The sequence below is a fragment of the Psychrobacter sp. JB193 genome (assembly GCF_002285555.1).
GTDB classification, from domain to species: Bacteria; Pseudomonadota; Gammaproteobacteria; order Pseudomonadales; family Moraxellaceae; genus Psychrobacter; species Psychrobacter alimentarius.
In genome coordinates this window covers 1-22,128 of record NZ_NRGY01000004.1, presented here as the reverse complement: position 1 = coordinate 22,128, position 22,128 = coordinate 1, and the positions used below count along the sequence as shown (strand labels likewise).

22 protein-coding genes and 3 pseudogenes are annotated in these 22,128 nt (G+C 39.9%); 10 read left to right on the top strand and 15 right to left on the bottom strand.

The window, feature by feature from the left end:
• Positions 1-234: 234 nt before the first annotated feature.
• On the bottom strand, positions 235-1,098 hold the full coding sequence (locus CIK80_RS14855) for a DMT family transporter (RefSeq protein ID WP_095568368.1): 864 nt from the start codon (positions 1,096-1,098) through the stop codon (positions 235-237).
• 147 nt (positions 1,099-1,245) lie between these two features.
• Between CIK80_RS14855 and CIK80_RS14850 the strand changes: the two genes are divergently transcribed.
• Both CIK80_RS14850 and CIK80_RS14845 read left to right on the top strand, forming a co-directional pair.
• Positions 1,246-2,166, top strand: coding sequence for a LysR substrate-binding domain-containing protein (locus CIK80_RS14850; protein ID WP_087041102.1), 921 nt, complete (start codon positions 1,246-1,248; stop codon positions 2,164-2,166).
• Between the two features lie 187 nt (positions 2,167-2,353).
• Positions 2,354-2,968 carry a DedA family protein gene (locus CIK80_RS14845; RefSeq protein ID WP_058025961.1) on the top strand — a complete coding sequence of 205 codons (615 nt, stop codon included), beginning with the start codon at positions 2,354-2,356 and terminating at the stop codon, positions 2,966-2,968.
• Positions 2,969-3,010: 42 nt separating this feature from the next.
• On the opposite strand, the gene CIK80_RS14840 is transcribed toward CIK80_RS14845, so the two are convergent.
• Positions 3,011-3,325 (bottom strand): DUF4298 domain-containing protein, encoded by a 315-nt coding sequence (locus CIK80_RS14840; protein ID WP_058025960.1) that lies wholly within the window; start codon positions 3,323-3,325, stop codon positions 3,011-3,013.
• Between the two features lie 144 nt (positions 3,326-3,469).
• Here CIK80_RS14840 and CIK80_RS14835 point away from each other — a divergent pair, with 144 nt between their 5' ends.
• A complete protein-coding gene (locus CIK80_RS14835) occupies positions 3,470-3,811 on the top strand; it encodes an IS630 transposase-related protein (RefSeq protein WP_058025959.1) in 342 nt (113 codons plus the stop codon).
• A gap of 246 nt (positions 3,812-4,057) precedes the next feature.
• Here the strand turns inward: CIK80_RS14835 and CIK80_RS14825 are convergent, their stop codons facing one another.
• Both CIK80_RS14825 and CIK80_RS14820 read right to left on the bottom strand, forming a co-directional pair.
• Positions 4,058-4,756 carry an LrgB family protein gene (locus tag CIK80_RS14825; RefSeq protein ID WP_095570630.1) on the bottom strand — a complete coding sequence of 233 codons (699 nt, stop codon included), beginning with the start codon at positions 4,754-4,756 and terminating at the stop codon, positions 4,058-4,060.
• Between the two features lie 9 nt (positions 4,757-4,765).
• Complete coding sequence (locus CIK80_RS14820) at positions 4,766-5,257, bottom strand: CidA/LrgA family protein (protein WP_095570631.1); 492 nt, start codon at positions 5,255-5,257, stop codon at positions 4,766-4,768.
• 135 nt (positions 5,258-5,392) lie between these two features.
• Here CIK80_RS14820 and CIK80_RS14815 point away from each other — a divergent pair, with 135 nt between their 5' ends.
• Both CIK80_RS14815 and CIK80_RS14810 read left to right on the top strand, forming a co-directional pair.
• Positions 5,393-6,283, top strand: a complete 891-nt coding sequence (locus CIK80_RS14815; RefSeq protein WP_095570632.1) for a LysR family transcriptional regulator — start codon at positions 5,393-5,395, stop codon at positions 6,281-6,283.
• 9 nt (positions 6,284-6,292) lie between these two features.
• A pseudogene (locus tag CIK80_RS14810) lies at positions 6,293-6,499 on the top strand (integrase core domain-containing protein); the annotation flags it as partial.
• Positions 6,500-6,615: 116 nt separating this feature from the next.
• Here the strand turns inward: CIK80_RS14810 and CIK80_RS14805 are convergent.
• Complete coding sequence (locus CIK80_RS14805; RefSeq protein WP_095570672.1) at positions 6,616-7,899, bottom strand: dicarboxylate/amino acid:cation symporter; 1,284 nt, start codon at positions 7,897-7,899, stop codon at positions 6,616-6,618.
• 75 nt (positions 7,900-7,974) lie between these two features.
• Positions 7,975-8,670 carry an amino acid racemase gene (locus CIK80_RS14800; RefSeq protein WP_095570663.1) on the bottom strand — a complete coding sequence of 232 codons (696 nt, stop codon included), beginning with the start codon at positions 8,668-8,670 and terminating at the stop codon, positions 7,975-7,977.
• A 115-nt stretch (positions 8,671-8,785) separates the two neighbouring features.
• On the opposite strand from CIK80_RS14800, the gene CIK80_RS14795 reads away from it, so the two are divergent.
• From CIK80_RS14795 to CIK80_RS14785, 3 genes and pseudogenes are all read left to right on the top strand, one after another.
• Positions 8,786-9,673, top strand: coding sequence for a LysR family transcriptional regulator (locus CIK80_RS14795; RefSeq protein WP_095570662.1), 888 nt, complete (start codon positions 8,786-8,788; stop codon positions 9,671-9,673).
• 752 nt (positions 9,674-10,425) lie between these two features.
• On the top strand, positions 10,426-11,526 hold the full coding sequence (locus tag CIK80_RS14790; protein WP_095570661.1) for a replication initiation protein: 1,101 nt from the start codon (positions 10,426-10,428) through the stop codon (positions 11,524-11,526).
• A 495-nt stretch (positions 11,527-12,021) separates the two neighbouring features.
• Positions 12,022-12,859: pseudogene (locus tag CIK80_RS14785) on the top strand (IS256 family transposase); the annotation flags it as partial.
• A gap of 151 nt (positions 12,860-13,010) precedes the next feature.
• Here the strand turns inward: CIK80_RS14785 and CIK80_RS14780 are convergent.
• From CIK80_RS14780 to CIK80_RS14760, 7 genes and pseudogenes are all read right to left on the bottom strand, one after another.
• On the bottom strand, positions 13,011-14,021 hold the full coding sequence (locus CIK80_RS14780; RefSeq protein WP_095570660.1) for a DNA-binding protein: 1,011 nt from the start codon (positions 14,019-14,021) through the stop codon (positions 13,011-13,013).
• A gap of 251 nt (positions 14,022-14,272) precedes the next feature.
• Positions 14,273-14,437: a hypothetical protein gene (locus tag CIK80_RS15390; protein WP_156410068.1), complete on the bottom strand. Its 165-nt coding sequence runs from the start codon at positions 14,435-14,437 to the stop codon at positions 14,273-14,275.
• Positions 14,424-14,712: pseudogene (locus CIK80_RS14775) on the bottom strand (BrnT family toxin). The gene CIK80_RS15390 and the pseudogene CIK80_RS14775 overlap by 14 nt, the downstream one beginning before the upstream one ends.
• On the bottom strand, positions 14,709-14,936 hold the full coding sequence (locus CIK80_RS14770) for a type II toxin-antitoxin system RelB/DinJ family antitoxin (protein ID WP_058368521.1): 228 nt from the start codon (positions 14,934-14,936) through the stop codon (positions 14,709-14,711). The pseudogene CIK80_RS14775 and the gene CIK80_RS14770 overlap by 4 nt, the downstream one beginning before the upstream one ends.
• Before the next feature lie 83 nt (positions 14,937-15,019).
• Positions 15,020-15,976, bottom strand: a complete 957-nt coding sequence (locus CIK80_RS14765) for a replication initiation protein (protein WP_095570659.1) — start codon at positions 15,974-15,976, stop codon at positions 15,020-15,022.
• Positions 15,977-16,303: 327 nt separating this feature from the next.
• Positions 16,304-16,474, bottom strand: a complete 171-nt coding sequence (locus tag CIK80_RS15385) for a hypothetical protein (RefSeq protein WP_179288409.1) — start codon at positions 16,472-16,474, stop codon at positions 16,304-16,306.
• 204 nt (positions 16,475-16,678) lie between these two features.
• A complete protein-coding gene (locus CIK80_RS14760) occupies positions 16,679-17,020 on the bottom strand; it encodes a hypothetical protein (protein WP_095570658.1) in 342 nt (113 codons plus the stop codon).
• A gap of 261 nt (positions 17,021-17,281) precedes the next feature.
• Between CIK80_RS14760 and CIK80_RS14755 the strand changes: the two genes are divergently transcribed.
• Both CIK80_RS14755 and CIK80_RS14750 read left to right on the top strand, forming a co-directional pair.
• Entirely contained in the window at positions 17,282-19,930 is a 2,649-nt protein-coding gene (locus CIK80_RS14755) for a MobA/MobL family protein (protein WP_095570657.1), read from the top strand.
• A 25-nt stretch (positions 19,931-19,955) separates the two neighbouring features.
• Positions 19,956-20,912: a hypothetical protein gene (locus CIK80_RS14750; protein ID WP_095570656.1), complete on the top strand. Its 957-nt coding sequence runs from the start codon at positions 19,956-19,958 to the stop codon at positions 20,910-20,912.
• 188 nt (positions 20,913-21,100) lie between these two features.
• Here CIK80_RS14750 and CIK80_RS14745 read toward each other — a convergent pair whose 3' ends face one another.
• Together CIK80_RS14745 and CIK80_RS14740 are read right to left on the bottom strand one after the other, a co-directional pair.
• Positions 21,101-21,376 carry a hypothetical protein gene (locus CIK80_RS14745; protein ID WP_095570655.1) on the bottom strand — a complete coding sequence of 92 codons (276 nt, stop codon included), beginning with the start codon at positions 21,374-21,376 and terminating at the stop codon, positions 21,101-21,103.
• Positions 21,377-21,531: 155 nt separating this feature from the next.
• On the bottom strand, positions 21,532-21,756 hold the full coding sequence (locus CIK80_RS14740; RefSeq protein WP_095570654.1) for a helix-turn-helix transcriptional regulator: 225 nt from the start codon (positions 21,754-21,756) through the stop codon (positions 21,532-21,534).
• Positions 21,757-22,128: the final 372 nt, after the last annotated feature.

Here is a 22,128-nt window from a genome sequence, read left to right as displayed (position 1 = left end):
TTTTAAATAACAGTTTGTCTTTTTTATAGACACGATACTATTAGATACATAAGAACCAACTTGGAAGTTTTTAATCATGCAACCGACTTATTATAGTGTCTAACAAGTAATCTACAGTTTCGTCAAGCATGAACCGATGTAAACGTTAAATAACATTTTAGTCTGATTCATAACTTTTATTATTTCTTATTATTTATGGCACATCAGCTTGATTAGGTTTTAAAAGCTATTATCCTACCCAGTTTTTTGTCTAAGCCTCATAGATTCGAGAGTAGCTAGCCATATCAAAGGTAGGATAATCAGCGCAGAACCTATTAACAAAGTCATATTTGGTACTTCGTTAAACCATATGATTCCAACCACCACCGCCCCTAGTAAACCTGAGTATTCCGCACTAGAGACTTTGTATGCTTCAATGTGTCGGTACACCTGTACGCATATACCCGCATAAATCAAAATAAATACATTTGAACTGGCGGCCGTAATCAATGAGCGCCAATCAAATGGCTGTCCTTCCCAAATAGCCAAACCAAGCGCAAATGGGATTCCTAATAAATTGGTCAAAAGTAGCGTTTGATAGACAGTATGATGTTGTGGAAGTTTACGAACTAACAGATTGTTTAGCGCCATGGTTACCGCCACTATAAGGGCAAACACCGCCCCTAAATTGATCTGTTTCGGTTGTACGATAACGAGGATACCAGCAAAACCTAATATAGAGGCTGCGATAGTCGGAAAGTTTAATCTGTCTTTATAAAATAAAAAACCCAGTGGTAATACAAATAAAGGGGCGGCATAAAAAATAGCATTCGCAGTCGCAAGAGGCAGTGCTTGAAGAGACAGTACCATGAATATCACACCCAATAACCACACGTGACTACGAACAAAGTGCCATTTTATATTACTGAATAACTTGTTCTTTTTATTAATTAAGCAAAACGGCAACAGCATTAAAACCGCTGTGCATTGACGAAACAGGATAAATTGATATACCGCCGTCTCAGAGGGCAAGGCCTTTATCAAGGCGTCTGAGAAGACCGCAATGATATTTCCTAGTACCAATAGCGTCATGGCAAATGCAACACTCATCTTTGGCATTCTTAGCCTCCTCGCCCTACTCTAAATTCAGAAACTGTTAAAACCCCAATGGGTTCATGCTGATTTAACGATCTGTCAGGCAGTATATGCAAGTAACGCTATGATGTATAATGATATAAACCATACTTAGTATTAGCTGAGGTAATAATGGATTTGCCCCCATTGCGTGCCATACAATGCTTCGAATCCGTTGCACGACTTAACAGCTTTTCAAAAGCAGCAGAAAGCCTCAATGTGACACAAAGTGCCGTGAGTCACCAAATACGCATCCTTGAAGAGTATCTTGGGGAAGCAATGTTTTACAGGCAAGGCCGGACCTTTTCGTTGACAGAGGTTGGTGAGCGTTATTTCACAGATGTGAGTGGCGCATTGGGTCTACTTTCAGATAGTAGTCAGATTATTAAACATGGAAAACCTGGGCGTATACGCTTAGCTCTGTACAGTTCAGTCGCAGTGAATTGGTTGATTCCTCGACTAGAAGACTTCTATAGACAGTATCCAGAAATAGAACTTACTTTAGATATGGTTAATCATCCCTCTGATTATAATGAGCAAAGGGCCGATTGTTATATCACCGTCGATCCTCCTCCACATGCTTTCATCAGTAAGTTTTTATTTGCTGAAACTTTATATCCTGTTTGTGGTCAAAAGCTTTGGGAGAAAATAAGAGATAAACCCCTTCCTGACGCATTGTGGCGGCATCCAATATTGTCTGTGAGATATGCAGATACGAGCGAGAATACAGCGGAGGATTGGCTGCGATGGTGTAAGGCAGGCGGATTTGAATTACCAAGCGATATAAAGATAAATCATTTTAGTCATGTACTATTAGCGATAGAAGCCGCACGGTACAATCTGGGTATTACTCTTACCAATAATTATATGATGCAGGATGATGCTTATAAACAAAATATCGTTAGAGTTCCAATGCATGAATTTCTAACAGGGGATAACTTTTACTTCGTTTGCAAGGAATTAAGGAATAATCAGGATGATATTATTAAATTAAGCGAATGGCTAGAATCCCAATGTAATGATACCCACCGAGCAAATCAAAGCAACCGATAACATCTTATTTTGGCATACCGGAGGCGCGCCGGCGCTATTTGCCTACGCTGATGATTTAGATATACGTTAACGAAACTTGCACAGCGCGTAAAACCTTCTAAATTGAAAAACCACTGATGAGCTAGTATCTTTTGCCTAAAGATTCGGCTTAGCAGCAGTATTGTTCATTCTATTATAAAGGTTTTTTATGGGTCAAATCAGTGACTGGGTACTCTCTATCACGGCGAAGTTTGGCTACTTTGGCATTATCTTTGCCATGTTTGCCGAAAACGTCTTTCCGCCTATTCCCTCCGAGGTTATTATGCCTGCTGCTGGGTTTGCCGCCTCAAATGGTGAGCTTAATCTCATACTTGCCATACTAGCAGGGACGCTTGGCGCGGTACTTGGTGCGTTACCGCTGTACTATTTAGGCCGCGTGTTTAATGAAGAGCGCTTGATAGCCTTAACCAAAAAATATGGCAAATTTGTTTTTGTAAAACCTGACGATATCAAAGCTACCAATGAGTGGTTCGATAAGCACGGTAAAAAAGCGGTATTCTTTGGTCGTATGGTGCCTGGTATCCGCTCGTTCATCTCGATTCCTGCCGGTATGAATAATATGCCGATGCTACCGTTTTTGGGGCTCTCCGCACTTGGTGCAAGCATTTGGACGACAGGTCTGACGTTCGCGGGTTACTATATGGGCCAAAACTACGAGGTTATTGAATCGACGCTCGCCCCTTACTCGACAGGTATTGGCATCCTTATCGTTGTCATTATTATTGGTTGGTTTGTAAAGCGGCGTTTATCTGATAAACACTAACAAACGCGCAGGCCGATAATCACTAAGTGCTAACGCCTTGATCTACTTGTCGATAGCGTCCAACCCTAAGCGCATCCAAGTAATCGCCTGCTCTTGATGCTCTGTCATCGCATTCCAAATACCGTCTTCGCTAAAGATAGAATGAGCCTCACCAGAGTGCTTAATCGTGACATCAGCCTCACGATCTTGTATCCACTGCGGACTTAAATAATACTCTTGTACCTCAGACAGTAGCGCTTCTGCCTCTCTCCAATCTTGCTGCGCCTGTAATAATTTTGACTGTAGAGCAGACCAACGCTCAAATTTGTGTTGTATGTCTTGTGGATCAATGTCTTGTGGATTAATAGCTTCGCTCATCATATAACTCCTATTTATAGTTGCAAAAATCTCTTTAGAATTTCAAATCAGCTAATACCTTGTCTTTACCTGTGATAATTCAAAGTATAGTAAACCCTACCAAGAACTGTTACGATAATTCTAAATTCCAGCTCGCTAATTACCATGACATACCCCATTACCCTTCGTAAAAAGGTACTACAGTCTCTTGAACAAGGCATGAGCGTGCGCACCGCAGCCAAGCTTTATGATATGAGTCCCACCACCATTATTAACTGGAAAAAAGACATCAGTATCAAGCCCATCGTCAGAGCACCGCGCAAAATATCTAATGATGCCCTAAAACAAGACATTACTGACTATCCTGACGCTTACTACTATGAAAGAGCTGCTCGTTTGGGCTGTAGTAAATCCGGCGTAGAAGCTGCCATGAAAGCGAGGATAAAGCAAAGCACTGCTTTGCCCGAGTGCAAGGGGAGAGCTATGCTCGAGTACCAGATTTCATAAGAACAAACGTATCAAAAAGCTATTAAACCGACATGGTCATCGTATTCTATGGCTGCCACCGTACAGCCCTGATTTGAACCCTATTGAAAAGAAATGGGCACAAGTAAAGTTTCTACGCCAAGGCTGGTTGGAAAACGACTTATCCAAGTTGTTTTATGATGTTTGTCCTAACCATAACAATTTTATTTTGAACTGACTATATCATATCTATTCTTAATATAGATTAGGGTCTCTATATATATTTGTTTAAACTTGCCCAAATAACATTACGCCATGTATTAATGAAGGGCCTAAGAATACCATAAACAATCCCGCTAAAATCATTGTTAAACTAGCTATAACGCCCTCGTCCTCATTGCGCTGACTTGCCCGGGCTGTACCAAAACCGTGTGATGCATTACCAAATGCGATTCCATTTGCAAGATGGGAGCGAATACGAAAAAAAGTCAAAATCATATCCCCTAAAATCATTCCCACCATCCCTGTAATCAAAGTAAACAATGAGACTAAAGAGGAAGATCCGTGAATTTTTTCAGATAAGTCTAACGCAAATGGTGTCGATATTGAACGGGCCATCAAGCTATAGGTCAAGGTCTTATCAAAGTGGAACAAACCAGTGAATAGGTATATGCTTAAGACTCCCACCACCATCCCGACAGTTATGGAAGCGGTCAAAGCCAAAGCATGTCGACGTATTAAACGACGATATTCATAAATAGGTATAGCAAACGCAACCGTTGCGGGGGCAAGTAACTGCACAATCCAAGCTGTATCTTTCCAATAAGTATCATAAGAGATATTAAAGATAATCATTAATGAAAGCGTTATTACTGGAACCGTGATAGCTGGGTTTAGCCAAGATTTTCGATAGCGCACATAGATTACTTTAGCCATATAATAGGCAGCTAATGTCCAAATGAGACAAAGGATTGACCAAGTATTCATCGCAAATCCTCACGCATTATTATCATTTTTTAGGTTTAATTGGGCTTTATGAATCTGATGACGATACAATCTACGTTGCAAACGGCGCCCCATGATAAAGGTTAATGCTGAGCTTAACATCACCATCGCGGTACTCAAGATAATTGTCAGCATTAATTGCCATCCTTTACTAACAAACAGCGCCTTATATTGAAGTATTGACATCATAAGCGGGATAAACATTAATACTAATTCACCCAAAACAAATTTTGCACCCAGTCTGACCCAGTTAACCTTAATAGCACCACTCATTAATAATATCAGCATTAAAAACATTCCTAAGACGCCTGAGGATACGGGTAAATGCAATAATTCAACCAATATCTCAGCACAATACCAGACAGCTGCGATAATAGCGCATTGCATAAGGACATGAAGCCATGATTGGCGATAGAACTTTTGAAGTGTAAGTTTTTTTTCATCTACAAAAGATAGGGATAAGCGAATATTAGGATTACGCATAATAATTGTTGTTTGTTGATTAGAGACTACTTATTATAAAAATACTATAGTCATAAATTATGAATTATATTTTTATTTTTATTCCCAATTTCTATAATAAATTTCGTTCTTTCTCTTAAATGTGGTCTATTATTTATGATAACTTTCAAGCAATTACGCTGCTTTGTGACAGTCGTAAAAACAGGTGGGTTTCTTCAAGCCAGTATCCAACTCAATTTAACTCAACCCACCGTTACCAAATCCATCAGTAACCTTGAAGAATATTTAGGCGTAGCTCTGTTTGATAAGCCGTTGACTCATAGAAAAAAGCGGCTAGTTAATTTAACGGAAATTGGCGAACACCTCTATATTCAAGCAGTGGATATCTTACAAAAGGCAGATAATCTTGAACAAACAGTAGTAGATTATCAGCAATTAATAGGTGGTAAGTTGCGTCTAGGGATTTCACCGTTAGGCAGTGAAATACTAAGCAAAGCTATTTTTAACTTTTACCAAATGCATCCTAGTATAGAAACCTCACTTATCGAAGATGGTGCTGAGTCACTTAAGCAGGCCCTTCTAGAGGGGCAACTTGATGTGGCAACATTGATGAAGCCGATTGACGATAATTTTGACTACTCGTCGATATGTTGCTATCCAGTGGTGGTCGTAGCAAATAAAAACCGTATGGGTAAGCGAAAAACGAAGGTAACACTTAAATCACTATCAAATGCACCCCTAATTTTATTTACCTCCAATTCATCATTTACTCCAATGATTATAGAAAACTGTCAATCACTAGGTTTTGAACCTAATATTATTTGCCAAACCAATCAGTGGCACTTGCTTCTTGACATGGTAAAACAGGATATGGGTGTGACTCTTTTGCCTCAATATTATACTCAAAAGTTGGATTTAACAGGATTAGTCTGCTTGCCACTAACCCAACCTCAGTTAAAATGGGAGCTTGTCATGGCTTGGCGCCGTCATCGCTTGCTTACACCAAGTATGCAAGCTTGGCTTGATAACATAAGAAAAAATATATAACTAGGCCTTGATAATGCTTTGGCTGTAACAGGGCATAGGTTATACAAAACAGAGGTGATTGAATATTTGAAAGCAGATTTGCAAGGTTTAGCGAATGTACAACTTGCGACATTGAATTGGGTAGATTGGTTCAATAAAAAGCGTATACACAGTGCATTGGGCTATGTATCGCCTTTTGAGTTTGGAGACCTTCCTAAATTTTGTGTAAGTATTTAATCTAAACGTCAGTTACACAGAATCTGGGATGGTCTCAGCACATAACCTAGTCTTTGTGCTTAACTTGACAACTATCTATTAAAATTAATACATTTACATTCCAACTTATAACTATTTTATAAACTTTTGTTTATAATTAATCCTTGTCCAGAATAGTTGTAAATTGACTCGTCTAACTCTTTCTCACTCTTACCGACTAGAACAGAAACCATCAAATCACCACAAACATTGACACTAGTTCGTGCCATATCGAGTATACGGTCAATACCGGCGACTATGGCCAGACCTTCTAGTGGCAGACCTACAGTAGTGAGAACTAGAGATAGCATGATAAGACCAGCACCAGGAACCCCAGCCGTTCCAATGGACGCCAAAGTCGATGTCATGATAATTAAAACATAATCAGAAAAAGCAAGGTCAATACCGAATGCTTGAGCGATAAAAAGTGCACAGACACCCTGATAAAGCGCTGTACCGTCCATGTTTATAGTAGCTCCCACCGGAAGAACAAAGCTAGATACGCCTTCCGATACACCCAACTCTTCACGCGCCGCCTTGATAGTAGCTGGTAAAGTACCTGAACTGCTAGTTGTAGTAAAAGCAATTACAGCGGGGTTAATTATTCCTTTCAAATAACGCATAGGATTAAGGCGTCCCAAGATACTCAATAAACTAGTACAAAACACGAGCACATGAATTAAGCAACCAATGTAAACTAAGGCAATCACTTTGATTAATGGCACTAGGACATCTAAACCATACTTACCAGCTACCCAAGCCATTAAACCAAAAACACCATAAGGTGCCAGTTTCATAACCAGCTCGGTTAGTTTATACATAGCTTCAGCCAAACTTTCAAACAGTTGTATAGCAGGTTTGGCTTTTTCACCGCAAAGCACTAATGCCACACCTAAGCCCAGAGCAAATACTATTATTTGTAAAATGTCGCCCGCCGCTAGTGCACCCACTGGGTTCTGGGGTACTAGGTTAAGCAAAGTTTCAATAAAGGTCGGTGCTTCTTCACTCGCAGCAGCAACGTCAGTTACAACCATATTAAGCCCTTTCCCTGGTTCAAATAGGAAGCCTAAGCCAAGACCAATAGTGATCGCTACAGCAGTCGTTCCTAAGTAAATAGTGACTGTCTTTATAGCTATACGACCCATTTTGCGAATGTCCTTCATTGAGGTCACGCCTACGATCAGCGAGAAAAACACTAGAGGCACAATTAGCATCTTAATGGCGTTGATAAAGAGTGTTCCGATTGGTTTTAATATTTCAGCATCGGGACCTAAGATCACACCGGCAACTATTCCTAATACCATGCCTATCAGGATTTTTTTCCAAAGTGAGAGTCGACCCCAAAAATTGGAACGGCCTTGTTTTATGTTTGCATTATTCATTATTGTTTCCTTCCATTTCATTAACTCTGTCCATAATATTTCCATTATTTAAATTGATATAATTAATACGTTTTTTTAAACATATTCCTTAGCCCAGTTAACACATTGCTGAGCAAGTATATCTAATGAGTCTAAACATTGATTTGGCATATCTTTCTCAAGTTGAGCTAATGCAATTGGAATTTCTGTACATCCTAATATCACTGCGTCAGCTTTCTGAAGTATCATGGCATTGAAAATAGGCTCTATTAACTTCGTACCATTTTCAATATTCCCAGATTTAACTTCATTAATTCCATTCATAACAGACGTTTGTTGTTCTTCATTAGGAATAAGAACATGAATGCCTTTGGCTTCCAAAGCTTCCTGATAGAGCTGAGTTTTGATTGTTGCATTAGTTGCTAATACCGCAATATTTTTATAACCAATATCACAAATTTTGTTCACTACGCTATCAATGATACTTATCGTATGAATGTTACTGTCTTGCGTTAATCTTCTATACCAAAAATGAGCAGTATTACATGGAATAACGATACAGTTGGCTCCGGCCACACTAAGCTCTTGAAAGCCATTTTTTAATTGTTCAAAAGGATCATTCTCTCCAGTCATGATAAAAGTCGTTCTATCTGGTACTTGAGGTATATTCCTTATAAGCATGGGTATATGCTCTTGGTCTGTTTTAGCAGGAGTAAGAGTAATCACTTTCTTCATAAATTCAGCTGTAGCTAAAGGTCCCATACCACCTAGCACGCCCAATATTTTATTCATTTTGAGAAACCAGAATATAAACGATAGGGACTAATCTATATGATTACTTGTCTTTTGATAAATGCTATTATCCTTAACCATATGCATAAATTGCATAATGTCAAAGGAAGTAGTTATGAATATTGAAAGTAAATGGCTAGAAGATTTTCTTATTCTTGCAGAAGTTAGAAGCTTTTCAAAAGCAGCACAAATCCGAAATATGACGCAGCCGGCATTTAGTCGTCGAATTCAATCACTCGAAGAAACAATAGGCTCGCAACTCATTGATAGAAGTAATGTGCCAATCAGCCTTACTCCTGTTGGTAGTGTATTCAGAACATCAGCTAGAAACTTAATGGGACAAATAACAGAGACGATAAACCATTTGAAGGGGCTATCAAATCTTGATGGAAGAGTAATCAAGGTTGCTGCGGCGCATTCACTAGCTAATAGTTTTGCCTCTAAATTGCATGACATTGCATCAGATATCATAGGATCTTCAATTTTGAATATTGAGGCTATCGATGTAGATCGTGCGATCGAAGCTTTGCAGGATGGTGAGTGTGACATATTGCTTTCATTTCATAATGAATTATTGAACCTACCACCCTACTTATCATTACTTATTGGTGAAGCAAAATTATTACCGGTATCCGCCTGCGACAATAAAGGTTTACCACTATATAAGTTTTCAGAAGAAAAGCCCTGTCCTTATTTATCGTATAGTCGCAATTCTTATATGGGTAGACAAATTGAAAAAGTTAGGTCGAAAGTAAATCTTAATATTGTGTTCTCTTCATCAATGACAGATTTGTTGAAACAACAGGTAATAAACGGAAAAGGTATTGCTTGGCTACCTGACTATGCTATAGAAAAGGAACTTGAAACAAAGCAACTAACAATTATTGGTAATTATGAGTTGGTCTTACCTATTTCTTTTTATGCATATCGCTATCAGGCCCGTTTACATGAGTCAGGAGAACGATTTTGGAATGAATTGGCAAAATTACAAGTAGGTGAATAGTGTCTTTAGAATTGAACCACCTATGTTATCCTGCTGGTGTATTTTAGCAGTTAATCTCTATTTGTAAGTGTTCTTATTTATTGGGGGGATTACCCTGCAACCTGAAACGTAATCAATATTTTTCTTACTTAAACAGAATATATTAGAGGAAATTTGATAACAGACCACTTTTATTTGACAGGATTATTACAGATCCTCAAAATAATTTTGAGTATTTGAGTATTTGAGTATTTGAGTATTTGAGTATTTGAGTATTTGAGTATTTGAGTATTTGAGTATTTGAGTATTTGAGTATTTGAGTATTTGAGTATTCGAGCGGAAAATAAAACTAGTTTTTTTCAAATAAATAAATTTACTGAACGACTTATTGGTGTCGATATCCATATTTTCTATCTAAGACAGGAGATGATGATTATCAAATAGGAGTAGATACATAAGAGATTAGACTAAATAAATATAGATATAATATCGCATATGTATACACGATTATGTAGATATAATATCGTATCTTTATACTCAGAGTTATATCCTGGGAGGCCTATAAATAAAGGCTTTGCGGATGCCCAATAAAAAGTGTAGACTACAGAAATGCGAAAGCCCACGCGGGAACGTGGGCTTTCTAGCATAGGGGTTAAGTTGTGTTGGGGAACACTTCTTAACAATGTTTTGAATGAGCAATTAAGCAGAAACAAAACGATCTAACCAGTCGCTATTGTAATGCTTACTTGCTATAAATACAAGTATTTAGACTGATGTCATTACAGTACGCAACTGTCCAAAATCCGTCATTAATCAACAATGACGTTCTAAAAGTAGCACCTCTAAAACGCTTCTATGAAAATATGCCTGCGTGGATGCCTATAAGTCTCGAAAAAGGCAAAGGGTTGACTGAGCCACTAGAAAAGAAAAACGCGCTTACAGACGGCAGGTTGATACAATTTAATGCTGCTAAATTAGTGCGTTATCTAGTTTTTGATGTTGATGAAATGCATCCGGATGATAATGCAGACTACGAACACAACTGTTTTTACAACTGGCACGTTGCAGGTTTACCACCACCACAAATAATAATTAAAAATAAAAAAAACGGCCATTGTCAGTATTTTTATGAGCTTAAAACGCCAGTTAGTACTAGCGATAAAAGTAATCAGAAAATTGTGTTTTGGCTGCACTCAATACGCAGAGCAATGACGTTAGAGCTTAATGCTGATAGCGCATACACTCACCACATATCACGCAATCCTTTCAACCCGATTGATCAGGAAGTCTTTTATAATTTAGTCAGGCCGTATAGCCTAGATGAGCTAACAAAAAACCTTGATTTATCGACGAAATACAGCATTCAAAAACCAGATGACTATATAGGACTTGGGCGCAATAACGATACGTTCCACACTGTGCGCTTTGATGCTTACTCTTATAAAAGTCGATGCAATACAGAGCAGCAGCTCTACAGCTTCGTGTTAGGACGCTGTAGAGCAGTAAACGCTGACTTATTTGCTAATAACATGTTGCCTGAAAACGAAGTCAAGACCATTGCAAAAAGCATTTCCGAATGGACATGGAAGTATTACACAGGTAAATCACGACATATTAGTAAGAAGTTGAGTAAAGAAAAAGCAAGAATTGGTAAAAAAGGTGGAAAGGCAACAGGAGCAGCCAAGAAAAAAAATAATGCACGTAAGAGAAAAAAGGCACTTGAATTAGTTGAGCAAGGTATATCAAAAGCAGAAGTAGCACGGCAGCTCAAAATTGCACGATCAACAGTAATCAGCTGGTGCAAAGATGCTGAGAAAAAGGCGGAAAATGACGACCTTCAAAACAGCATGTTTTTTGACACACTTTTTGACTAGAAAATTCGATAACCACGGTAGTTACAGAGCAAAAAAGTGTCGTGTAAGCTATCAGATAAAGACCGTAGGTCTTCCGCATGTGCTTTGGGCGGAGCGCAATGCACATGCGGTCTCTTTTAGTGTGTTGGTATTTGTTACCTGTTTCTTCTACTTTGTTATGCTTGTACAAAATCATCCTTTGGTAATGAAAATGATATTACCTTATTAACAAATAGTATGGAGTCAAAATCCCTGACTTTGCTCTGTCATTAATGTTGGCTGCTGATTGACCTGCCACCAAAGTTTTAGTGTTGCTCTGGCGTCTAGGTGCTTGATCTGCTCAACGTTCTCAACTTCTAGTCACAAGTGTTCCCCTCCAATAATAGGGGGTACCTTATAATAATCAAATTGTAGATAGTCGGGATCTTTAACTCTGCTCTGTCGCTAATGTCGGCTGTTGATTGATCTGCCTTTGAAGTCCTAACGTCTAGGCTGAACCGCCCCGGGATTGTAGAGAGTATTCAAGAGCTCTACGATGTCGACATCTCAAGCTCTCTTGTCTCAAGAGTCACCGATAATATATTAGAGGACATCACAGCTTGGCAGAACAGACCACTGAGCAGCATCTATCCTATCGTTTATTTGGACTGCATTGTCGTCAAAGTATGTCAAGACAAGCAGATCATCAACAAAGCCATTTACTTAGCTCTAGGCGTCAGTCTTATTGGTAAGAAAGAGCTGCTTGGTATGTGGCTCTCAGAGAATGAAGGCGCTAAGTTCTGGCTTAGCGTGCTCACTGAACTACAAAACCGCGGGGTGCAAGATATCCTCATTGCTTGTGCCGATGGTTTAAAGGGCTTCCCTGATGCTATCAACACGGTTTATCCTAAAGCACGGGTTCAGCTGTGTATCGTCCACATGGTGCGTTACTCAATGAAGTTTGTACCATGGACGGACAAAAGGCCGTAGCGGCTGATTTAAAGGCCATCTACGGCGCTGATACGCTTGAGATAGCAGAGGCTAATCTTGAGCACTTTGATGAGATGTGGGGTGATAAGTACCCGCACGTGGTCAAGTCTTGGCGCAATAACTGGGAGGACTTAACGGTGTTCTTCGGTTATCCTAAAGACATCAGAAAAGTGATTTATACCACCAGTGCTATCGAATCTTTAAACAGCGTAATTCGGACGGCGGTGAATAAGCGTAAGGTGTTTCCATCTGATCAAGCTGCTTTTAAAGTGGTGTACTTATCAACACAGCAGGCATCCAAAAAGTGGTCGATGCCGATCCGTAACTGGACGCCTGCTCCTTTATGATTATGTTTGATGATCGCATCAGTAAGCATTTAATCTAAATGGTAGTTACACAGAATTCGGGATGGTCTCAATATTTATTATAAACCTTCATTTATTCAGTGAGTCGATATTGTCATGGTTGATTCATAAGCTTAGTGTGAATAGAACGGGATTGACTTAGTTATTGTTAATAGGCCTCTATTACTAAGTTTAACTGATACTTTTAGTGTTAATTGTCTCTCGCATCTTTTCAATCTCTGCAGTCAATGAGCTACACTTTTCCTGTTCTGATTGATAGTTAACTGAAAGCTCATCATATTGCTCACTCAATGCAGTGTACTCTGTACTAAGCAAAGTTTTCTCATGATTTAACGTGTCGTGTTGCTTAATCAGTAGCTGATGATCTGCTTCAATCTTAGCTTGCTTTTGAGTAAGCTGCTCATTAATCCCTGATAACTTATCACGTTCAGCGATTATGGCCTTTAACTCTCCTTTCACTTCTGCTGTAAGATTCGTTATCTCGTTGCGCTCAATAACGACTGTCTTTAGCTCATCCTTAGTTGCTGTCAGTTCTGTTTGCAGACGCGCGATCTCTGCTTTATCGCTATTAGCAGTGGCTTCAAGCGTGGCCACCTTCGATATGTTGGCACTCAGCTCTTTTGACTGTTGATCAAAGCTGCTACGCAGGTCACCAAGTTGGGCCTGAGCTGCCACTGTTTTAGCTCGTTCAAGTTCTAGTTGGTGCTGAGTATCGCTGAGTGTCTGTGTCAGCACATCCCGTTCAGCAGTCACTTGAGCTGCGGTGATAGCGGCTGCCTCTGCGGTTGCCGTCACCTCGTCTAGTTGCACCAACAAATCAGCTTGCTCAATCTCTAAGGTCTTAACCGCCTCTTGCGCCTCGTCTGTCTCAGCTTGCGCCTTTGTCTTAATGCTTTCTAGAGCCTCACGCTCTTTTACCAGACGATCATTGGCAATATCAATAGCCGTCTGCCACATATCCGCACCAAGCGTTTGTAAGCGTTCAGCAATGCTACTTGGTAGCTCAACCTGTCTTAGCTGCTCTTCTTGTTGGTTATCCTGACGCCAAGACTTCATGGCTTCACTGATGGTCGTGAATGATCCACCACCCAGCGCCTTACGCACTTCGGCTAAAGTAGGTTTGATACCTTGTTCGTGCAGTTGATCAGCAATAGAATGAATTTGCTGTGTAGTAATGGCCATAATTATTGTCCTTAATTTTGTATGAGTAAATATGTAGCGTTTGTAGTATGTTGTATAATACAATATACAACATACTACAATATAAGGCTTAAAAAAACCTCAAGTAATCTTGAGGTCACAATCATTAGATTAGGGCTAACGATCAGTTAAGTACTCTTCTAGCGCATTACTATCATTTATTAATGATTAGCGCCTGTTTGCTTGGTTTTATCCTTAAATTTGGCAATGATACTGGCCTCAGTAAAGAACGCTTATGGTTTAATACTGCCACGGCTAACACCTGACCAGTCGGTGACTTCTGGAATGTCTGATAGATCAATGTCGTCATCATTAAGCGTTGCTAAATGCTCTAAATCTACTTGTTGCTTGGCCGTTAGTGGTGGTAGCTCGTCTATTTGATAGCTAACTTTGTTCACACTGGCTCCCTTTAATTTTTTTGACACGTCTAGCTGAGATAGATAATGCGTATAACCTCACCATTATCTATTTCTGTTTGCGTATGGGCTACCAATAGGACGGCGGTACCGTCTACTGTACCCAGCGCTTGCCACTGCTTTTCATCATTTTCATACCTGTCTTGCTGACGCAGGCATAAAAGGTCTAGAAAAACTCGGGCGGCTGCCTCAAATAATAAACGGTGCTTACGCTGATTGGTGTTTTTTTGTTCATCCCATTCAAATCTAATACTTATCTGTTCTCTCTGTCAGTATGCTCTTTATAGATTAGCAATTCATCTTGACTGACAGCTGATACTTTCTGGTATTCAAAAGATAGCGGTACTTGATTGGTTTGCGCCACTTGGGTCAAGAACAATTTAATCGCTTGAGACGGCGTTAGACCATAGCTTTCAAACACGGCAAAAGCATTTTCTTTTAGCTCTTGATCGAGCCTGATATTATAATTAGTTGTCGTCATGGCATTACAAATGGCTTATCTGTGTACATATAATATAAACCATTTGTATAGACAGTACCAGATTAATCACTCTTTTTTCTTTGCTATGATTTTTGCTTAGGGAACGTATAACCTACCGCCAGCAAATGCTTTTTATGGGTCTTTAAAAAAGCTTCATCTCTTAATTGAATGTGTAACCAGCTGATCACTTCTTGGGTACTTTTTCCTGAAGGCGCATAGCTACCAAATGGGGCATAGTTAGCCAATAGAGGCGCAAAACGGTCGATCTGTTTGACTGTTAAGGATGGTATATCTCTATTCTCATTATTCTGATTTAAGTCCTCCAGACTTTTTTTCTTGGTGGGCTTAGCTTTTACATTAAATTTTAGTCCTGTGACGGTACGACCACGTTTGACGTTTTCATAGGTGATTTTAATATCTGACTTTTCTGTTATTTCTTCAACGCTTGGGTTGATGACTCGACTTTTTAGGTTGTTAATACGTTCGTAAGATTTAGAAAGAGCTAGCTCCTCTCTAATTTCTTCAAGTGACATTGTCCACGAGCTCATTGCCTCATGTTTTTTGGCCAGATGGTATATATCTATTGAATATTCACCCTTCAGTTTAAGTACATCTTCTTTTTTATATTTAGTGAATGGATTATTTTCATCAAAAACCTTCAACATCAGTAGCACTTCATCTGTAAAACATAGAGACACATAGCCATCTTCATATATTGATCTGATGACCCACTGTACATTGACACGGCTACCGCGTTCATTTCTATAGCTAAAAAATCGCCTCATCATCGCTTCACTAGCATCTTTTAATTGAGTATAAGCAGAATCCACTTGAATGTTGCAAGCCTCTGCAAATGCTTTCGCGGTTATCTCTATAGTGTCTTTTTCAGTGGCATCTATCAAACGCACTACTGAACTAGCAAGCAACAGCAACCGTTTTTCATCAAGTGTCATTTCATAAAACGCTTGTAGAATACGATTTTGCATAACAACCCAATTTGCAGGGTATTTCTTCTCATATAAACCAACTTGGTTAGTCATATCTACGCCTTAATGCTCAAATCTATCTAATTGTAGCATGATACCTGCTGATTGTAGCTTTTAACCTAGCTGATTGTAGCTTTTAACCTAGCTGATTGTAGCATTAACCTAGCTGATTGTAGCTTTATAGATCTTGAAGCCCTTAATTGGTAAGGTCTGAGAGCGTCCTAAAAGTCTTTAAAAATCTTTAAAAGTAAAAAATATGTTTTTATATTAAATAATAGGAAAAAAGCTCAAGAACTGACGGATTTGAGATGATAATATGAGCGACCAATCACTTATAAAACTGATCAGTAGCTCAAAACGCTATGGTCAATTTACTCGGTATCAATCTTTATTCTCATAGTTCGGATTAAGCTTTGATCTTTGAAAATCTTCAAAAGCACGGTCAAAGATATTTTGAATGTCTTCATCTGTAATTCTGGCCAACGCTGTTTTCATACTCTCAGTATCAGTCTCATTTTTTGTAGATAACTCGTCTTCATTTTCAATAGTCATTATCGACACCTCTGTAAACACATCTTAAAGCATTGCTAAAACGCATAAAAAATACTCTTATATGCGTTCTACGCTCTGTTCGATATGATGGTAGCTAAAGTTATTTTAAGACGCTTAAAACGGCTGATAATCGCCTCCTAATCTTTATCTTTCGCTCATTAGCAGACGATCTAGCTGTAACGGTAATTTGGCGATTTCGAGTAGCTACTGTGATGATGAATAAACATCAAGCAATGAACCGTGGTCATTGTCATGATTGTCCTTAGGGGGCGTAAAGCTGCTTGGTGCTACCTGAGCTTTACTTTGTATTTTATTGGCAATTGCTTTCAAAAACTCACGGTGTTTTTTTAAACGAACGTAACTTTCATTATCATGTGCGTCTAAAAATATGGCTTGTAGCTCATGATTTTCATCATCGTCTAATGCGTTGGCCAACCATTCTCCCAACACCTGATGTGCCTCAAGCCTGTCCTGATTGATTTCTTTTTTGAGAGCCTGCAATTGCTTCATCTTATCTGCGAATAAATCGTCTGATATTATTGACATTACCTCATCCTTTTATAGTCAACTATGATAGAGTTGATCCTAGCAGCGTAGACATAGGGATGCAAGGTAGTAAAATACACAAGGCCACATCTTTTTGTGGGCGCAGTAGTATTTTAACCCTCTGTTAAGAGCGAACTTAGGAGTTTATATAAAAAAGACCCACAAGGGGTACTATTTTTTTACATAAACTCCGTCGTTCGGCAGGGGGCGAACCCCCTACAACCCCCAAAAAATCATCTCTCAATATTGGGTTTTTTTGCTATGAATAATAAAGGGTTTCATCTGTCGGTTAGCGCCGTTAGTAAGGCGAAAAATCATAGCGTGGTGGCAAAGTCGGCTTATAATTCTGGTTCAAAACTGGTTGATGAACAGTCAGGAGTCGTCCACGATTACACCAGTAAAGCTAAAGACAAAATCTTAAATTTAGTGGACAGTGATGGTACTAAATACACGCAAGTTATTGAGAAAAATGTGGTGCATACGGCGTTGATAACGCCAACTCTTGCTGGGGATCTAGCAGTGACACGTGAGGGTTTTTGGAATGATATCGAACGCATTGAGACTCGTAAAAACGCTCAATTGGGTACTGAGATTGATGTGATGTTTCCTGATGGGATCACCGCTGATCAGCGTATAGTTTTGGCCGAGCGCTACGCTCAAACCTTATCTGATCGCTATAACGTGCTTGTCGATGTGGCCATTCATCGGCCCCACAGTCACGAGAAACATGTGGGGGAGGTTGAAGTGGTTGAGCTGACCAGTCGTAACTTTCATGCCCATATTTTACTCTCAAGCCGTGAGATAGTAGCGGATGTTGAGGGTTATGCTTTATCAGCACGCAAGAATTGGTTGCAGTGGTCAACGGAGGAGCGGTTATCTAAGGGGTTAAACGGACGCGGCGATGAGCTTAAATATCAACGCACCCTTTGGGCGGATATGGCCAATGAGCTACTGCCTAAGAATAAAACCATTAGTGAGAAATCCTACCGTGAGCTGGGCATCAGTCGTTTACCAAAAATGAAACTGGGCAAATCATTATATAAGGATATTCTCAAAGGCAATCGTTCAGTGATTCATGAGTACAACGAGACGATTGATGAGATCAATGCTTACATTGAAAAAAATGGTTTAGTAATTGAGTACGACGACAAGGGACGTATTGACCTAGAAAGCAATGAACAAGAGGTTAACGGCGTCACAATACATTATAAAAAGCGTAAACCCTTTGCGCGAATTGAGCTCAGTAACATCCGCTTTGTAGATCCTGCCGCTAAACTTGAACCCGCTATTCCTAAAAATAACAGTCAGACGCATAGTGATGCGGCCAATGATCACGCACTTGATGAGCTTTTAGCAATCTCAGCCAACTTTGTGAGTCAAAAAAAGATGGTACGCAGCGCCTTATTTTCAACCATTGATGCGCTGCATGAAGAGTTAGCGCACCAGTCTAAACAGATTATTACCATTGATAAAGACATTAAGAGTACCCAGCGGTTCGCCGAGGAGGTGGGACAGGATTTTAGTGAGCCCCGCCAAAAAATGATTGAGCTTGCCGGGCAGATAAGCACAAAAGAGCAAAGTGAGGCACTAAAGGCGGCTTTAGCGTTGGTTGAGGAGTTTAGACAAGATGATACCCTACAAACGCGCCGCGCCGTTACAAGTCTTGAGAAGCAACTGTCACAGATTGATAAAATAGTGCTGAATAATAAAGCGATGCTAGAAAAGCTGATCCCGCTTAATAATGAAGTCATTGCTGACTACAAAGGGTTGAAGGCCACGCTAAAACCCTTTGCCGCAAAGCTGAATAAACTGGCGACTGGCTTTAAAGCTCTTGATGAGATTGATATTGAAAAATCCGACTTATCCTTACAGTGGGATCAAGCGTTTGCGGATCTACAAGAGATAGATATCACCAATAACATGGATACTTATCATAAGTTTGCTGCATTTGCAGATCTGGACGTTGAGCGCTTTAAGTACCTTGAAAAAGAACGTGAGGCGCTCAGTACGTTAAAAGCGGTAGAGATAGACGCGGATGCTGACACTCGTTTGACGGCCTTGGCTGCCGATATTAAAGCGTTTAAGACTGCCAATGATAACGACATCAAACAGTTAAAGCAGCAAATTAATACCAGTCAGAAAACCTATCAGCGCCTATCGCCGTTTTATGAGCAGCGTATCGATTTGCTTGATCAAAGTGAGGCAGTAATCGTGCAAGATAATGATTTATACGATGAAATTACTCAAACCAAGACCACTCAACTAAATGCAGATCGGCTTGAGGACTGGCGCAACCGTACGATGGCTCTGCATCAGCGCCTCATTAACGATCATGAACAGGCACTGCTTAAGGAAGAAGCTGAGCGCGCACGAGAGGAGGCTTTGATCAGGCGGCGAGAAACCTTACAACAGAGGCGGCAGCAGGCATCTCTTAAGCGTCAGCGAATCAATGAGACCAAAGCATATCGAGATCGATTTGACAATTTAGTGGTACGGGTGCGTAACCGCGTTAATACCCTTGATTTTAAGGCCGTTGATGCACCGATCGAAGTGATCAACGCGGCTGAGGCGGTTGCCGCACAAGCATTTATATTCACTACTCTAAAACACACTGACAGCTTTACGACACTACAAAAAAGTTTACGAGACACCGATGCTAAAAAAATTGCAACGCAGGTGCAGAAGGCAGCAACGACGCTATGGCAACAGCTTGAGCGCTTGCCTGACAATCAAGATAAGGTCGAGGTGTTAACGAAAATCAATGAGCGCTTTGAGCACGTTCCTGCTATCACCATAGATGGGGCAACGCTCACGCAAACTGTGACAGATCACCTGCAAAAAACGAAGAACGCCATCCAAGCGCATGAACAAGCACAAACACGCCGCTACTCCTCACCACGCCCATTTTAGGCGGCATTATAATAATGAGTACCCCATGAATAAAGACAATAGCAATGAGCAAGACATACACGATCAACTTGTTAACCTAGTGACTTCATTGACTCCGGTCATTGGGGCCTTGCGTGAGCTGATTAAGCGAGCCGATGATGCGGTAGCGAGGCGGCTTGATCGCTCTCTTAGCCATATTGATGCCAAGATAGAGGAGATGACTGCCGTTACTCAAAAGCTGGATGATAGCGCAAGCAGTGCCTCAGAAGCATTGAGTCAGTATCAGAATCTGGTGTTAGAACAGCTCCAAGCAGCAGTCACGGCCTTTACTGACAATGAGATGCCGCGTCGTTATGATGACAAAATAGCGGGCATCATCACCGATATGAAACAGCAGATTGATACGGCTGTAAAGTCGGTCGTCACTGCTAAAAACGACAGCATAGAGGTACAAGTGAGTACCATGCAAGGGGTTGCTGATAAACTTAGCGAAAGCGCGGACAATCTAGCCCTATTCACCAGTCAGTACCAAGCTGGTCATAAGCAGATTATTGAAGATATTGAGACCTTTGAGACCACCACTAAAACGCGGATTGAGCAGGTTGAGGGTAGAGCTAGTAAAGACTTGGATAAAATTCATAAGTCCATTGAGACTATGAGTATTAAAAGGATTGCAGCCGCTGTCGCCGCGGGTACGATGGCTGTGATGATAAGTTTGGTGGCCCTGGTATTTTGGTATGTGCCAAGCTTTGATGAGATTGCAGAGATGAGATACCAGCAAGCAGAGCTACAGCGCGGCATCGATGAGCTTGAAACGGGGTGGAAGCAGGCATTTGATAACGCTCAAAGTCAGCAGATTATTTTGGCTTGTGATGTTGATGAAGCGCAGCCTGATGCAATCAGCTGGTGCGTTAGAGCAGACAGTAAAAGTGTTTTGAGAGATGAGAGAGGCTTTGTTTATTATAAAATAGCTGGGGTGCCGCGTGCAGAGCCGACTGAGTAAAGACGTATGGTAATAGTGAGCTATATTGCCCAAAAGTGCGTCTTCTGAAACATATAAGACTGAAAAAAGGCTTGTTTGACTGTCATTATCTTTGTCTATATCAAAAAGCCAGATAATGACACTTTATCTGGCTTTAAGGATTATTGTTTCTTGTTAAACAAGAAGTCTGTAAATATAAGCTAAAGCCATTACGCTGCTTGGTCAGTGTGAGCTGTGACCAACTCTATAAAAGCAGTTTCAAGGGTGCTTAACGCATGATCGTCAACGATAAGACCGTCATCTAGCTGTCGTTGCACCCAGACATAAACCGCTTCATCATTATAAAGAATGGGGTCAACACCAAGTAGGGTTGCCAGCTGTACGCCTTGCTGTATTTGTAAGCTTAATAACAGCTGAGAGGCTAACGTTTTAGTCTGTTCACTAAACCATGTGCAGCTATTGAGCCGAGATAGATTGTTATTCATTGGTATTCTCCTATAGACCATTATATATATATAATAAATAAAATGACTTACTACAGGTCAAATTATACCTATATTTTAATCTATTGCAAGAGAAAATAACCTTCTGTAGGTCTTTTTATTCGTTTAAAGACAACCACAGCTCATGACAACGTTATTTATGCTGGTGACTCACTGCTGTCCTCGTTTATGATTTCGTATAAATCACCAACATTGATTCTAAGATAAGTACATAAAGACTCGATGACATCTAGATCAACGCGGGTGGCTTCTTCATGATACATGCGAGTAATAGTGCCACGATTGATGCCAGTATCTCTTGCAACATCGGCAATTTTAAGGCGTCTTTCGCCCATGATGGTCGATAAGTGACACTTCACCATAATGGTTTCCTCATTAACGATTTGTGGTTTTTGATTGGTGAGCGGATTATAACGAATATGAGCGGCTAACGTATTCCTTTTAGTAGCTCAAATTAATATCCAATGGCGGCAATTTACCTAGTAGTAGGCAGATTATTATGCTGTCTTTAATACAGAACGTCTATCATGATGGATGTACGCTAGTTAGAGAAGACGATGCTATTTTTACTATAAAATATTGCTATTAATAGTAATGTGACGTATATTTTTAGCTATACTTATATACTTATATACTTATATACTTATATACTTATATACTTATATACTTATATACTTATATACTTATATACTTATATACTTATATACTTATATACTTATATACTTATATACTTA

Bases quoted from the DNA above. Each gene is read 5' to 3' on its own strand.
- CIK80_RS14820 (WP_095570631.1), bottom strand. From the start codon at position 5,257: ATGCGTAATCCTAATATTCGCTTATCCCTATCTTTTGTAGATGAAAAA.
- CIK80_RS14835 (WP_058025959.1), top strand. From the start codon at position 3,470: ATGACATACCCCATTACCCTTCGTAAAAAGGTACTACAGTCTCTTGAA.
- CIK80_RS14855 (WP_095568368.1), bottom strand. From the start codon at position 1,098: ATGCCAAAGATGAGTGTTGCATTTGCCATGACGCTATTGGTACTAGGA.
- CIK80_RS14765 (WP_095570659.1), bottom strand. From the start codon at position 15,976: ATGACTAACCAAGTTGGTTTATATGAGAAGAAATACCCTGCAAATTGG.
- CIK80_RS15385 (WP_179288409.1), bottom strand. From the start codon at position 16,474: ATGACTATTGAAAATGAAGACGAGTTATCTACAAAAAATGAGACTGAT.
- CIK80_RS14825 (WP_095570630.1), bottom strand. From the start codon at position 4,756: ATGAATACTTGGTCAATCCTTTGTCTCATTTGGACATTAGCTGCCTAT.
- CIK80_RS14780 (WP_095570660.1), bottom strand. From the start codon at position 14,021: ATGGCCATTACTACACAGCAAATTCATTCTATTGCTGATCAACTGCAC.
- CIK80_RS14800 (WP_095570663.1), bottom strand. From the start codon at position 8,670: ATGAATAAAATATTGGGCGTGCTAGGTGGTATGGGACCTTTAGCTACA.
- CIK80_RS14740 (WP_095570654.1), bottom strand. From the start codon at position 21,756: ATGGTGAAGTGTCACTTATCGACCATCATGGGCGAAAGACGCCTTAAA.
- CIK80_RS14745 (WP_095570655.1), bottom strand. From the start codon at position 21,376: ATGAATAACAATCTATCTCGGCTCAATAGCTGCACATGGTTTAGTGAA.
- CIK80_RS14790 (WP_095570661.1), top strand. From the start codon at position 10,426: ATGTCATTACAGTACGCAACTGTCCAAAATCCGTCATTAATCAACAAT.
- CIK80_RS14770 (WP_058368521.1), bottom strand. From the start codon at position 14,936: ATGACGACAACTAATTATAATATCAGGCTCGATCAAGAGCTAAAAGAA.
- CIK80_RS14815 (WP_095570632.1), top strand. From the start codon at position 5,393: ATGATAACTTTCAAGCAATTACGCTGCTTTGTGACAGTCGTAAAAACA.
- CIK80_RS14845 (WP_058025961.1), top strand. From the start codon at position 2,354: ATGGGTCAAATCAGTGACTGGGTACTCTCTATCACGGCGAAGTTTGGC.
- CIK80_RS14750 (WP_095570656.1), top strand. From the start codon at position 19,956: ATGAATAAAGACAATAGCAATGAGCAAGACATACACGATCAACTTGTT.
- CIK80_RS14840 (WP_058025960.1), bottom strand. From the start codon at position 3,325: ATGAGCGAAGCTATTAATCCACAAGACATTGATCCACAAGACATACAA.
- CIK80_RS14850 (WP_087041102.1), top strand. From the start codon at position 1,246: ATGGATTTGCCCCCATTGCGTGCCATACAATGCTTCGAATCCGTTGCA.
- CIK80_RS14805 (WP_095570672.1), bottom strand. From the start codon at position 7,899: ATGAATAATGCAAACATAAAACAAGGCCGTTCCAATTTTTGGGGTCGA.
- CIK80_RS14760 (WP_095570658.1), bottom strand. From the start codon at position 17,020: ATGTCAATAATATCAGACGATTTATTCGCAGATAAGATGAAGCAATTG.
- CIK80_RS14795 (WP_095570662.1), top strand. From the start codon at position 8,786: ATGAATATTGAAAGTAAATGGCTAGAAGATTTTCTTATTCTTGCAGAA.
- CIK80_RS14755 (WP_095570657.1), top strand. From the start codon at position 17,282: ATGAATAATAAAGGGTTTCATCTGTCGGTTAGCGCCGTTAGTAAGGCG.